This is a genomic window from Nonomuraea sp. NPDC005650, from assembly GCF_040605375.1.
Taxonomy (GTDB): domain Bacteria; phylum Actinomycetota; class Actinomycetes; order Streptosporangiales; family Streptosporangiaceae; genus Nonomuraea.
The window spans coordinates 93,624-106,732 of record NZ_JBEXCR010000008.1 but is presented as its reverse complement, the minus strand read 5'-3'; the positions used below and the strand labels follow the sequence as shown (position 1 = coordinate 106,732).

Below are 13,109 nucleotides of genomic sequence, written 5' to 3'. Positions count from 1 at the left end.
GCGTTACAGCAGGAACAACGCCCGACGACCGCAAAGCGTTCCGCGCCGGCCGAGCCGCCGCGCCTAGCCTCGGCGGCCGCCGCGCAGCCGCTTGGGCAGGCCCGTGACGCCCCACATGCCGATGCGCCACAGCGCCTCGGACATGACCTTGCCGCTCATCTTGCTCTTGCCCACCGTCCGCTCCACGAACGTGATGGGCACCTCCGCCACCCGCAGCCCGTTCCTGGACGTGCGCAGCGTGAGGTCGACCTGGAAGCAGTAGCCCTGCGACTCCACGCCGGACAGGCCGATCTTCTCCAGGGTGGCGGCGCGGTAGGCGCGGAACCCGGCGGTCGCGTCGCGTACGGGCAGGCCGAGCATCACCCGGGTGTAGAGGTTGGCGCCCTTGGACAGCAGCTCGCGCCGGTGCGGCCAGTTGACGACCTTGCCGCCGGGCACGTAACGCGACCCGATCGCCAGGTCGGCGCCGTCGGTCAGCGCCTCGAGCAGCTTGGGCAGCTCCTCGGGCTGGTGCGAGCCGTCGGCGTCCATCTCGACCAGGACGTCGTAGCCCTCGCGCAGGCCCCAGCGGAACCCGGCGATGTACGCGGCGCCGAGCCCCTGTTTGGCGTCCCGGTGCAGGACGTGCACGTGGTCGTCGCCGTCGGCCAGCCCGTCGGCCACCTCGCCGGTGCCGTCGGGGCTGTTGTCGTCGGCCACGAGCACGTGGACCTCGGGCAGCGCCGTACGAATCCGCTCCACGATCATGGGAAGGTTGTCGCGCTCGTTGTAGGTCGGCACGACGACGAGCACCCGGCCGAGAGTCTCCATCATCAGTCGTTCCTCATCCGATCGCCTCGCCGCCTGCCCCGCCACGCGGCGACTCCGGCCGCCGCCGCTCCCATCAACATCAATGCCCACTCGGGAAGCGCGCCCACCTTGGTGGCGATCGTTTCCTGGGTGCGTACGGGCACTTTGACCACATTCATGTCCGCGACCAGTTCGCGGGTCTGCCAGGAGACTTTACCGTCAGGTCGGATATAGGCGGAGATTCCGGTGGTGGCGGCGGCCACGACCGCCCGGTTGTGCTCGACGGCGCGCAGCTTGTACATGGCCAGCTGCTGCGTCGGCAGATTCGACAGCGCATACGTGGCGTTGTTGGCCTGCATCACCAAGGGGGTGCCCCCTGCGCGCACGGTGCCGCGCACGGTGTCGTCGTACGCCACCTCATAGCAGTTGACCGCGCCGATCGTGACCGGGCCCAGCTTCAGGTCGCCCGGCTTGTCCCCCGCGATCGACTGCCGTCCGACCAGGCTCGCCCGCTCCCACAGAGCCAGGACGATCTCCTTGAACGGCGTGTACTCCCCGAACGGGACCAGATGCTGCTTGTCGTAATAGGCGCCGGGGCCGGTCACCGGGTCCCAGACGAGGCTGCGGGTGGCGCGGTATTCCTCACCGATCGAGGCCACGGCTCCGATCAGCGTGGGAACGCCGACGTCCCGGACGGAGTCCTGGATGATCTCGCGGGCGTACGGGTCGCGGTAGGGGTCGATGTCGGTGGAGTTCTCGGGGAGGACGACCGCGTCGGGTTTCGGGAGCTTTCCTTCGCGTACGGCCTGGGCCAGGCGTTTCGTCTCGTTGGAATGATTTTTCAGGACAACGGCGGGTTCGTCGCCCAGGAAGCCCATGCCCCTGCCCGGGACGTTCCCCTGCACGATGCCGATGTTGACCGTCCGCCCCTCGTCGCCCGGCCTGGGGAGCGCCAGGGTCAGCGCCGGTACGGCCAGCGCGAGCGCCACCGGCACCGCCCTGCGCCACACGCCCTCGGCCCTGGGCCGTACCACGACCGCGTAGGCCAGCAGGGCCCCGCACCCGGCCACGGCGAACGACACCAGCGGCGCGCCGCCGAGCGCGGCGTACTGCGTGAACAGCGACTCGCTCTGGCTGAACGCCAGCCGCGCCCACGGGAACCCGCCGATGGGCACCTGGCTGCGCGCCCACTCCATGGCCACCCACAGCCCGCCGAACCACAACGGCCACGCGCGCAGCCTGAACACCAGCGCGGCCAGGGCGGCCATGACGGCGTAGAACACGCTCTCCGTGGCGACCAGCATCAGCCAGACGTCGTCGCCGATGGGCCGCACCCAGGCGAGGGTGGGCAGCAGGAACACCAGTGCGATCAGGTAACCGAGCCAGGCGGCCCGCCTGGGCCCGGTGCCGTGGAGCGCCGCGACGATCAGCGCGATGCCGAGCGGGGCGGCCGGCCACCAGTTGAGCGAGGGGAACGCGGCATACAGCGCCAGCCCGCCGACCACACCCGCCACGACCCGGGCCAGCAGCACCCGCCCAGGCTCCCGCTTCACGCCTCCCGGGCCGGCCGTCCCGGGGGCCGTCGGCGACCCGCTTCCGACAGCCGCGCCGGGCTCCGGGTCGGCGGCGGGCGTGGACTCGGCGGTGGGCGCGGGCCCGGCGGTGGATGCGGCGGGCGCGGGCTCGGAGGGGGTTGAGGCGGACGCGGAGGCGATGTCGGCGGGTGAGGCCGCGGCGGGCGCAGACGGCTCCTCAGGCTCAGCTACGGCGTCAAGCGCGGGCACAGCGTCGGGGGCAGGCAGCCCTTCGGGCGAGTCTTCGCGAGTGGGGGCGGCTGTGGTCGTCGCTGTGGGCTCGGGTCCGTCCGCGAGCGGCGCGTCCCCGAGCGGCGCGTCCGTATGCGGGGCCGCGAGCGGGGTGTCCGAAGGTTCCAGGCCAGGTGAGCGCGGCGTGTCGGGGCGAGCCGGGTCGCGCCCTGGGGTGGGCGGTAGGCTCGTTCTCTCCTGAACCACTCCGGGGTCTCCTCCGCCGAATCGCACGCCTGCTTGCGAAAACGCTACCGCCCCGCAGGGGCGCCCGAAGCCAGCGCAGCACCAGAAGATCGGAAGAACCGGCGATTCACGCGCGGGAGCGGCAGGGTGATCCCGCGACCTACGGGACCACCCGGCGCACATGTCGGTCCTGCGCACGGGAGCGGGAAGAGGGCCCGGAAACCCTTCGGACCGGACCCGTCTCGTCGGCGGCGAGCTCGGAATTCCGTTGTCTACTGGGCTCCCGGACCCGTCCCGGGTCCAACCCCCCGCCCGGTTGGGGTGCCCCGACTCGACGGACCGACGGCCCTGCACCTGGCTGTGTGGACGGAGTCACGCTCCGTCACGGACGCAGGATCCGACGATGTCAGAGACGGCCAACCGGCCAAGTCCCGTGCTGGACTGCGCAGCAAACTACCGACTCCACCTCAGATGTCAACCGTGTCCCGATCAGCAGAAACATCAAGTTTTCGCAGGTAGGACATGGTGCGTAAGCCGGTCAAAGGTCACTTGCGGACGCCGGGGAGCGGCTCGGCAGGCCCCTCAGAGCCTGCGACAGCGGCCGCTCGTGCACCACACCGAGCCGTTGCGTGGCCCGGGTGAGAGCAACATACAGGTCACTCGGGCCCCGTGGCGACTGGGCGGCGATGAGGTCGGGCTCGGCCACGATCACCGAGTCGAACTCCAGCCCCTTCGCGTCGGCCACCCCCATGACGGCCACCGGCGCGTCAAGCGCCGCCGCCGCCCCGGGCCGGCCCGTGCCGGAGCCCGGGTTCCCCGCGCGGCCGGAGCCCGGCATCACCACCACCGCGCCCGCCACCGTGGCGGCCACCTCCGCGCCCAGCGGCTCCAGCAGCGCGTCCGGCACCACCACGGCGACCTTGCCGCCCTCCCCCACCTCGGCCTTGGCCAGCTCCGCCAGCGCCGGCAGCGGCGCCGACCACGGCTCCACGCCGAGCTCGCGCACGGACGTGGGCGCCCGCAGGGCGGGGTCGATGGTGGCGAGCACCCGAGCGGCCACCGCCATCAGCTCCACCGGAGTGCGGTAGTTGACGGTCAGCCTCTCCTGGCGCCACCGCCCGGCCACGTACGGGTCGAGGACCTCCTCCCACGACCGCGCCCCGGCCGCCGACCCGGTCTGCGCGATGTCCCCGACGATCGTCATCGACCGCGTCGGGCACCGCCGCATGACCACCCGCCACGCCATGGGCGACAGCTCCTGCGCCTCGTCCACGATCACGTGCCCGTAGGCCCAGGTGCGGTCGGCCGCGGCGCGCTCGGCGGTGGTGAGGTACGGGCCCCCGCCCCGCTGCCGCTCGGCCAGCCGCTCGGCCTCCATGACGTCGGACAGCCCGGTCAGCTCCAGGACCTCGCGGGCGTAGGCGAGCTCGGCCTCGCGCTCGCGCTCCTCGGCCTGCCTGGCGGCGGCCAGCTCCTCCTCGGCCTGCATCGCGCTGGCGCGCAGCACCTGCTCGTCGATCTCGCCGAGCAGCTCGGCGGCCTCGTCCAGCAGCGGCACGTCCGACTCGGTCCACTCCCCGCCGTCGCGCCGCAGCAGGGCGCGCTCCTCGGGGCTCAGCTCGGAGGCGGCGTAGCCGAGGCGCTCCGGGGAGCCGTACAGGCCGAGCAGCAGCCGCTGCGGCGTCAGGTACGGCCAGAGCCGGTTGAGCGCGGACTTGACCACCGGCTCGGTACGCAGCTCCTCGCGCAGGTCGGCCAGCTCGTCGTCGTCGATGAGCCCCTTGCCGATCTTGCGGGCCTGCTGCCTGGCCAGGGCGTTCAGCAGCGACCGGACGAACACGGCGCGCGCCTGGTTGTGCGGGCGGCGCGAGCGGGTGGCCTTGTTCCTGGCGCCGTCGAGCATGGAGCGGTCGATGGTGAGCGTGATGCGCCCGATGGTCAGCTCGACGGGTTTGCGCGGCACCCGCTGCCGGTCGCGTACGGCCTTGGCGATCACCTCGGCCATGCGCGCGTCGCCCTTGAGGGCGGCCACCTCGGGCCGCTCCCTGGCGGTGGCGGTCAAGCCCGGGTAAAGCTCCCCGACCGTGGACAGCAGCACGTCGGTCTCGCCGAGCGAGGGCAGGACCTGCTCGATGTAGCGCAGGAAGGTGAGGTTGGGCCCGAGGATGAGCACGCCGCGGCGCTCGAGCCGTTCGCGGTGGGTGTAGAGCAGGTACGCGGCGCGGTGCAGCGCGACGACGGTCTTGCCGGTGCCGGGCCCGCCCTGGACGACCAGCACGCCGTTCAGGTCGCTGCGGATGACGCGGTCCTGCTCGCCCTGGATGGTGGCCACGATGTCGCGCATGCGGCCCGTGCGCCGCTCGTCGAGCGCGGCCAGCAGGGCCGCCTCGCCGTTGAGCGTGGCGCGGTCGTCGTCGGTGAGCGAGTCGAGGTCGAGCAGGTCGTCGTCCACGCCGATCACGGCGCGGCCCTTGGTCTGCAGGTGGCGGCGCCTGGTCAGGCCCATCGGAGCGGCCGGGGTGGCGCGGTAGAACGGCTGCGCGACCGGCGCGCGCCAGTCGATGAGCAGGCGCAGCTGCTCGTCGTCGGTCATGCCGAGCTTACCGATGTACAGCCGGCCCTCGTCGACGTGATCGAGGCGACCGAAAATCAGGCCGCGCTCGACCGCCCACAGCCGGGCGAGCCTGGAGGCGTACATGTCGGCGAACGTGTCGCGCTCCGACCGGTTCTGCATCGTGCCGACGGCCCCCGTGGCCAGCACCTCCTTGAGCTGGCGCTGGGTACGCTCGCGCAGCTCGTCGAGGCGGTCGTAGAGTCGGGTGACGTACGCCTGCTCCCGGGCGAGCTCTGTTTGACGACTTGCCGCCTGACCGTTATTGTGGTTAATGGGACACTCCGGGCCATTCTGCTTGTTGTTACGACAAACGACGACATTAGCACGCCTGTTGAGGCACTCCCACCTGTCTTTCCCTCTTGAGCCCTTTCCTTGTTACGTCTTGGTTTCACCTGGACCCGCCTCTTGACCCGCGGAGCCGGACTCCCTACGTTCTGAGTTAGGAAAGTTTCCTAACTCGCAAGGAGTCCATCCGTGAGTGGTCCGGTGCCGGGGACCCCCAGTCTGCTACGCGCCATCAATGATCGCGCCGCACTGCAGGCACTTCTCGAACGCGGTCCGCTGACCCGCCCCGAGATCGGCACGCTCACCGGGCTGTCCAAGCCGACGGCGTCCCAGCTCCTGGCCCGGTTGCAGGAGGCCGGGCTGGTGGTGCTCGACGGCATCAGGGAGGGCCTGCCGGGGCGTACGGCGGAGGTCTACCGCATCAACCCGGCGGCGGCGTACGTGGCCGCGCTCGACGTCACGCCCGACCGCATCGAGGCCAAGGTGGCCGACATCACCGGCGCGATCGTCGGCGAGCACACGCTGCCGACCCCGCGCCGGCCGCACGGCGAGCTGGTGGACCGCCTCAACGCGGCCCTGGAGGGCGCGAGCCCGCCCGACAAGCTGCGCCGGGTCGTGATCGGCGTGCAGGCCGCGATCGACCCCTCCACCGGCCTGCTCGGGTACGCGGCCGCCAAGGACGTGCCCGGCTGGCAGATCCCCGACCTGGTGCCCACGCTCGGCGCCGGCCTGGGCGTGCCGGTGGACGTGGAGAACAACGTCAACCTGGTCGCGGTGGCCGAGCAGGCGCACGGGGCGGCCCAGGGCCATCAGGACTTCGTGCTGCTGTGGGCCGACGAGGGCATCGGCTCGGCCATCGTGCTGGGCGGCCGGATGCACAGGGGCGCCACGGGCGGCGCGGGCGAGGTGGGCTACATGCCGACCCCGGGCGCGCAGACGGCCCGCGAGGCCGGCCGCTACGCCAACCACGGCTACCAGGCGCTCACCGGCGGCCCGGCGGTGCTGAAGCTGCTGCGCTCGTACGGCGTGCGCGGCGCCGACTTCCAGCACGCCGTCGCCAACGCCGTGCGGGCGGCCGGGGGGAACGGCCAGAAGGCCGACGACGCCAGGGCCGGGCTGCGCGACATCGCCGCCCGCCTGGCGGTGGGCCTGGCCGCGATCACGTCCGTCGTGGACCCCGGGCTGATCGTGCTGACCGGCGGCGTCGTGCTGTCGGGCGGCGAAACCCTGCGCGAGCTCGTCGAGCACGAGCTGCACGCGCTCACCATCCCGCAGCCCCGGGTCCGGCTGTCGAGCGTCGAGGGCAACCCCGTCCTCGCCGGCGCCCTCCACCTGGCCCTGGACACCGTACGCGAAGAGGTCTTCAGCTCAACCGTTCCAACCTGATCCACCACGGCAGGAGGCACCCCCCGTGCGCTTCGTCCCCTTGGCGGTCGCCGCGGCTCTCGCGCTGACCGCAAGCACTCTGACCGGGTGCACAGCCAACAAACAGGCAGGGCCCTCGCTGGGCGCCCAGCCCAGACCGTCAGGCTCCGCCTCGCAGGCGCTTCCCGCGGCCACGCTGGAGCTGTGGCACGGGTTCTCCACGGACGCCGAGGTCAAGGCGTTCGAGGAGGCCATCGCGGGCTTCAACAAGAAGTTCCCGCAGATCACCGTCAAGGCCGTCAAGAACGTGCAGGACGACCAGATCACCCAGGCCATCCGGGGCGGGAACGCGCCCGACGTGGCGGCCTCGTTCACCACCGACAGCGTGGCCCAATGGTGCAGGTCGGGATCGTTCCAGGATCTCGCGCCGGTGATCAAGCAGGACGGCATCGACCTGTCGGTGCTGCCCGAGGTGGCGCGCTCGTACTCGGGCTTCGAGGGCAAGCAGTGCACGCTGCCGCTGCTGGCGGACGCGTACGGGCTCTACTTCAACAAGAAGCTGATGAAGGGCGAGCAGCCGCCCAAGACGCTGAGCGAGCTCACGGCGCTGGCCAAGAAGCTCACCGTGCGCGACCCCGACGGGACGATCAAGGTGGCGGGGTTCATCCCGAGCGTCCAGTACTACGAGAACAGCCCCACCCACCTGGCCCCCATGGTGGGCGCCAAGTGGTACAACGACGACGGCACCTCGGCCATCGGCTCGGATCCGGCCTGGAAGCGGCTGCTGACCTGGCAGAAGGAGCTCGTCGACTGGTACGGCTACGCCAACCTGGAGAAGTTCCGCAAGAGCCTGGGCGACGAGTGGAGCGCCAAGCACCCGTTCTACCAGGGCAAGGTGGCCATGGTCCTGGACGGCGAGTGGCGCAACGCCATGATCGCCAACGAGGCGAAGGACCTCGACTACGGCACCGCTCCCCTGCCCGTCGCCGACGACCGCCCCGACCTGTACGGCAGCGGCTTCACCGCGGGCACCGTGATCGGCGTGCCGAAGGGCGCCAAGCACCCGCAGCAGGCGTGGGAGCTGGTCAAGCACCTGACGACCGACACCACCTCGCTGGTGACGCTGTCGAACGCGCTGCGCAACGTGCCCACGACGAAGGCGGCGATGGACTCCCCCGACCTGGCCAAGGACGCCAATTTCACGACATTTCTGAACATCTTCGCCCATCCGAAGACCTCGACGATCCCCGCCAGCGTGAACAGCGTCTTCAACCAGGAGGTCATGGGCACGTTCATGACCAAGTGGGAGAAGGGTTCCGTACCCGACGTGGACGCCGGCCTGAAGGGCGTGGACAAGCAGATCGACGACAAGCTGAAGCTGTCCGGGGGCTGAGGTGACCGCGCTCGCTGAGGTGTGGCGGCGCCGCGAGGGCCTGCGGGCCCTCGTGTGGCTGTCGCCCTGGATCGCCGGGTTGTCGATCTTCTTCGTCTATCCGCTGCTGTCCACGGTGTACTTCTCCTTCCACCGCTACGACATGTACACCCTCGAGTTCGCCGGCCTGGACAACTACCGCTACCTGTTCCAGGACCCCAGGGTGCTGACCTCGGCGAAGAACACGCTGTGGCTGGTGGTCATCATGGTGCCGGCGACCGTGCTGTGCTCGCTGGCGCTGGCGCAGCTCGTGGTGCGGCTCAAGGCCGGCGTCGGGCTGTTCCGCACGATCTTCTACCTGCCGTCGCTGGTGCCGCTGGCGGCCGGCACGATCACGTTCGTCTTCCTGATGAACCCGGCCACCGGGCCGTGGAACCAGTTCCTGGCCCTGTTCGGCATCCAGGGGCCCGACTGGTTCGGCGACCCGGCCTGGTCGAAGCCGAGCCTGACGCTGCTGTCGCTGTGGAGCTGCGGCCAGCTCGTCGTGATCTTCATGGCGGCGCTGCTGGACGTGCCCAGGCATCTGTACGAGGCCGCCGCCATCGACGGGGCGGGCCCGTGGCGGCAGTTCCGCAGCGTGACGCTGCCCGCGATCGCGCCCGTGCTGATGTTCTCCCTGGTCACGAACGTCATCTATGCCCTGCAGTACTTCACGCAGGCGATGATCGCCTCCCGGGTGGCCTCGGGCGAGACCGACTCGCCGGGCAGCTCGTTCTCGCCCGGTTACCCGGACGAGTCGCTGCTGACGCTGCCGCAGTGGCTCTTCCAGGTCGGCTTCCGCGACTTCTCCATGGGGTACGCGTGCGTGCTCGCGCTGCTCCTGTTCGGCACCTCGATGATCTTCACGCTGATCCTGCTGCGGCAGTTCCGCAGGACCGAGGAGGCGGCATGAGCGAGCGGAGCGAGCGACCGATCAAACACAGTCGTCTGGCGCTCATGCGACCGACGGAGGAGGGCGCATGAGCGTCACTGTCACGGCGCCGCCCCGCCCGGTGGCCGCGCACGCCCGCCGCGACGGCGTCCGGGCCCGCAGGCGGCGGATCCTGGTGTGGATCGCCACGCACGCCCTGGCCATCGCGCTGGCGCTGATGTTCCTGGCGCCGGTGGTGTTCATCGGGCTGACCGCGCTGATGAGCGATCAGCAGGCGCTGACCAGCGACCTGTGGCCGCACAGCTGGAACTGGGACAACTTCGCCGTGGTGTTCGAGAAGTCGATGCTGCTGCGGTGGCTGGCCAACACGCTCATGTACGCGGTGCTCGGGACCGTCTTCACCGTGGTGTCGTCGGTCCCGGTGGCGTACGCGCTGGCCAAGTTCCGCTTTCCCGGGCGGCGGCTGGCGTTCCTGCTGGTGATCACCGCGATGATGCTGCCGCCGCAGGTCATCGCGGTGCCGATCTACCTGGTGTGGGCCCGGCTGGGGCTGACGGACAGCCTGTGGCCGCTGATCCTGCCGATGTTGTTCGGGGACGCGTTCTCGATCTTCCTGCTGCGGCAGTTCCTGGTCACGATCCCGCGCGACTACACCGACGCGGCCAGGGTGGACGGGTGCTCGGACTTCACGACCCTCGTCAGGGTGATCCTGCCGATGGCCCGCCCGGCCATCGCCGCGGTCGCCCTGTTCCAGTTCTTCTACTGCTGGAACGACTACTACGGGCCGCTGCTGTACGCCGGCGTCGAACAGGACCATCTGACGCTGTCGCTCGGCCTGGCCACGTTCAAGGCGTTCCACAGCGTGCAGTGGAACCTCACCATGGCCGCCACGCTGCTGGTGACCGCACCGGTGATCATCGTGTTCTTCTTCGCCCAGCGAGTGTTCATCGAGGGCGTTACTTTGACGGGAGTGAAGGGTTGAAACTGGCCGTGGTCGGGGGCGGCTCGACGTACACGCCTGAGCTGGTCGACGGCTTCGCGCGGTTGCGCGACGAGCTGCCGGTGACGGAGATCGCCCTCATAGATCCCGACGCCGCACGTCTGGAGCTGGTGGCGGGCGTGTCGCGGCGGATGCTGGCGCACGCCGGGCACCCCGCGCGCGTGCTGGCCACCTCCTCGGTCGAGGAGGGGGTCGCGGGGGCGCAGGTGGTGCTGTTCCAGCTCAGGGTGGGCGGGCAGGCCGCGCGGGAGGTGGACGAGACGCTGCCGTTGCGCTGCGGGTGCGTGGGGCAGGAGACGACGGGCGCGGGCGGGCTGGCCAAGGCGCTGCGCACGGTGCCGGTCGTGCTGGAGATCGCCTCGGTGGTGCGCGCCCTCGCGCCGCAGGCGTGGATCGTGGACTTCACCAACCCCGTCGGCATCGTCACCCGCGCGCTGCTGGACGCCGGGCACCGGGCGATCGGGCTGTGCAACGTGGCGATCGGCTTCCAGCGCAACTTCGCCGCCTGGCTGGGGGTGGAGCCCTCGCGGATCTCGCTCGGCCACGTCGGGCTGAACCACCTGACCTGGGAGCGGGCCGTCTACCTGGACGGCGAGGACGTCCTGCCGTCGATCCTGCGCTCGCGGGGGCAGGAGATCGCCGACAGCCTCGGGCTGCGGCTCGGGCTGCTGGAGCGGCTGCGCTCGGTGCCCTCCTACTACCTGCGCTACTTCTACGCGCACGACGCCGTGGTGCGCGAGCAGCGCGCCAAGCCGTCGCGGGCGGCCGAGGTCGCGGCGCTGGAGCGGCGGCTGCTGGAGATGTACGCCGACCCGGCCGTGGTGACCAAGCCGGAGCTGCTGTCGGAGCGCGGCGGGGCCTTCTACTCGGAGGCGGCGGTGGCGCTGATCGCGTCGCTGCTCGGGGACCGGGGCGACGTCCAGATTGTGAACGTTCGCAACGGCGGCACGCTGCCGTTCCTCGACGACGCGGCGGTGATCGAGGTGCCCGCGACCGTCGGCGCCGGGGGCGCGGTGCCGCTGCCGGTGCCACCGGTCGAGCCGCTGTACGCCGGGCTGATCGCGCACGTGTCCGCGTACGAGAGCCTCGCCCTGGAGGCGGCGCTGCACGGCGGCGCGGACCGGGTGCGGGACGCCCTGCTCGCCCATCCGCTGGTCGGGCAGGACGAGATCGCCGAGGAGCTGACGGGTCTGCTTCTCGAGGCGAACCGCGCGCACCTGCCGTGGACGGTGGGCCGGTGACGCGCCCGCGGCTCGTGCTGGCGGTCGACGGCGGCAACAGCAAGACCGACGTGGCGGTGGTCTCGGAGCACGGCGAGGTGCTGGCCACGGGGCGCTCGGGGGCGTTCGTGCCGCAGCGCGACGGGGTCGCGGCGGCGGTGGACGTGGTGCGGCACGCGCTGACCACTCTGGGGCCTGGCCAGGTGCCGGAGGGCGGGTTCGACCACGTGTCGGCGTGCCTGGCGGGGGCGGACCTGCCCGTCGAGGAGGAGGCGCTGGCGCGGGAGTTCGCGGCCAGGGGGTTCGGCGCGGACGTGGTGGTGCGCAACGACACGTTCGCGCTGCTGCGGGCCGGGGCGTCCGCCTCGTGGGGGGTGGCGGTCGTGTGCGGGGCCGGCATCAACGCGGTCGGCGTCTCCCCCACCGGCGAGGTGGCCCGCTTCCCCGCCCTCGGGCGGATCAGCGGCGACTGGGGCGGCGGCCAGGGCCTGGCGGAGGAGGCGCTGTGGCACGCGGTCCGCGCCGAGGACGGGCGCGGCGTGCCGACCGCGCTGACCGGGCTGATCACGTCCTATTTCGGCACGGCGACGGTCGAGGAGTTCGTGCTGGGGATGCACTTCGGCCGCCTGAGCGAGGAACGCCTGCACGAGCTGTCGCCGGGCGTGCTGGCCGCGGCCGCGGGCGGGGACGCGGTGGCCAGGTCGCTGGTGGAGCGGCAGGCCGAGGAGGTGACGGTGATGGCGGAGGTGTGCCTGCGCCGCCTGGGCCTGCTGGAGACGCCGACGGAGGTGGTGCTGGGCGGGGGCCTGCTGACGGCCCGCGACCCGCTGCTGACCTCGCTGCTGGACTCCTCCTTCGCGGTGCGGACGCCGCGGGCCAAGCCGGTGCTGGCCGACCTGCCCCCGATCGTGGGCGCGGCCCTGCTCGGGCTGGAGCACCTGGGCGCGGCGGAGGCCGCCAAGACCCGCCTGCGCGCCCGCTACGAGCCGCCCGGCACGGGCTGAGCCCCGCCCCGGCGGCCCGCGCCCTGGCACGACGGTGTCACGGCGCGAGGCGTCACGGCGGGCGGGGTCAGGTGTCGGAGGTGGCGGGGGACTCCTCGGCCACCTCGGGGGCGCGGTGCTCGTACGGGGTGCTGAGCACGACCGTGGTGCGGGTCGAGACGTTGGCCGAGGCGCGGATCTGCTGCAGCAGGTCCTCCAGGGCCGTCGGCGAGGCGACGCGGACCTTGAGGATGTAGCTCTCGTCGCCCGCCACGCTGTGGCACGCCTCGATGGCCGTCAGGTGGGCCAGCCGCTCGGGGGCGTCGTCGGGCGCGGCCGGGTCGATCGGCTTGATCGACACGAACGCGGTCAGCGGCAGCCCCACCGCCTCATGGTCGATGATCGCGGCGTATCCGCGCACGACCCCGCGCTTTTCCAGGCGGCGTACGCGCTGGTGCACCGCCGAGACCGAGAGCCCGGTCTCCCTGGCCAGGTCGGTGAAGCTCATGCGGCCGTCGCGGGCGAGCAGCGTGACGATCCGGCGGTCGATCTCCTCCAT

Annotated in this window: 10 protein-coding genes; 6 read left to right on the top strand and 4 right to left on the bottom strand. The window is 71.6% G+C overall.

Annotated elements, in window-relative coordinates; all coding sequences use genetic code 11:
* Positions 1-63: 63 nt before the first annotated feature.
* The 3 genes from ABZS69_RS15715 to ABZS69_RS15705 form a co-directional block, all read right to left on the bottom strand.
* The gene (locus ABZS69_RS15715; protein WP_355371918.1) at positions 64-813 is read right to left on the bottom strand and encodes a polyprenol monophosphomannose synthase; all 750 of its coding nucleotides are present in this window, start codon (positions 811-813) and stop codon (positions 64-66) included.
* Positions 813-2,573, bottom strand: coding sequence for an apolipoprotein N-acyltransferase (lnt, locus tag ABZS69_RS15710; protein WP_355371916.1), 1,761 nt, complete (start codon positions 2,571-2,573; stop codon positions 813-815). Before lnt ends, ABZS69_RS15715 begins: the two co-directional genes overlap by 1 nt.
* Before the next feature lie 745 nt (positions 2,574-3,318).
* Entirely contained in the window at positions 3,319-5,541 is a 2,223-nt protein-coding gene (locus ABZS69_RS15705) for an ATP-binding domain-containing protein (RefSeq protein ID WP_355371914.1), read from the bottom strand.
* 327 nt (positions 5,542-5,868) lie between these two features.
* On the opposite strand from ABZS69_RS15705, the gene ABZS69_RS15700 reads away from it, so the two are divergent.
* The 6 genes from ABZS69_RS15700 (at position 5,869) to ABZS69_RS15675 (ending at position 12,571) form a co-directional block, all read left to right on the top strand.
* Positions 5,869-7,065, top strand: a complete 1,197-nt coding sequence (locus ABZS69_RS15700; protein ID WP_355371911.1) for an ROK family transcriptional regulator — start codon at positions 5,869-5,871, stop codon at positions 7,063-7,065.
* Positions 7,066-7,090: 25 nt separating this feature from the next.
* Entirely contained in the window at positions 7,091-8,437 is a 1,347-nt protein-coding gene (locus ABZS69_RS15695; RefSeq protein WP_355371909.1) for an ABC transporter substrate-binding protein, read from the top strand.
* A gap of 1 nt (position 8,438) precedes the next feature.
* Positions 8,439-9,368: a sugar ABC transporter permease gene (locus ABZS69_RS15690; protein WP_355371907.1), complete on the top strand. Its 930-nt coding sequence runs from the start codon at positions 8,439-8,441 to the stop codon at positions 9,366-9,368.
* Positions 9,369-9,435: 67 nt separating this feature from the next.
* A complete protein-coding gene (locus ABZS69_RS15685; protein WP_355371905.1) occupies positions 9,436-10,329 on the top strand; it encodes a carbohydrate ABC transporter permease in 894 nt (297 codons plus the stop codon).
* The gene (locus ABZS69_RS15680; protein ID WP_355371903.1) at positions 10,326-11,588 is read left to right on the top strand and encodes a 6-phospho-beta-glucosidase; all 1,263 of its coding nucleotides are present in this window, start codon (positions 10,326-10,328) and stop codon (positions 11,586-11,588) included. Before ABZS69_RS15685 ends, ABZS69_RS15680 begins: the two co-directional genes overlap by 4 nt.
* Entirely contained in the window at positions 11,585-12,571 is a 987-nt protein-coding gene (locus ABZS69_RS15675) for a BadF/BadG/BcrA/BcrD ATPase family protein (protein WP_355371900.1), read from the top strand. The genes ABZS69_RS15680 and ABZS69_RS15675 overlap by 4 nt, the downstream gene beginning before the upstream one ends.
* Positions 12,572-12,638: 67 nt before the next feature.
* Here the strand turns inward: ABZS69_RS15675 and ABZS69_RS15670 are convergent, their stop codons facing one another.
* The gene (locus ABZS69_RS15670; RefSeq protein ID WP_355371897.1) at positions 12,639-13,109 is read right to left on the bottom strand and encodes an Lrp/AsnC family transcriptional regulator; all 471 of its coding nucleotides are present in this window, start codon (positions 13,107-13,109) and stop codon (positions 12,639-12,641) included.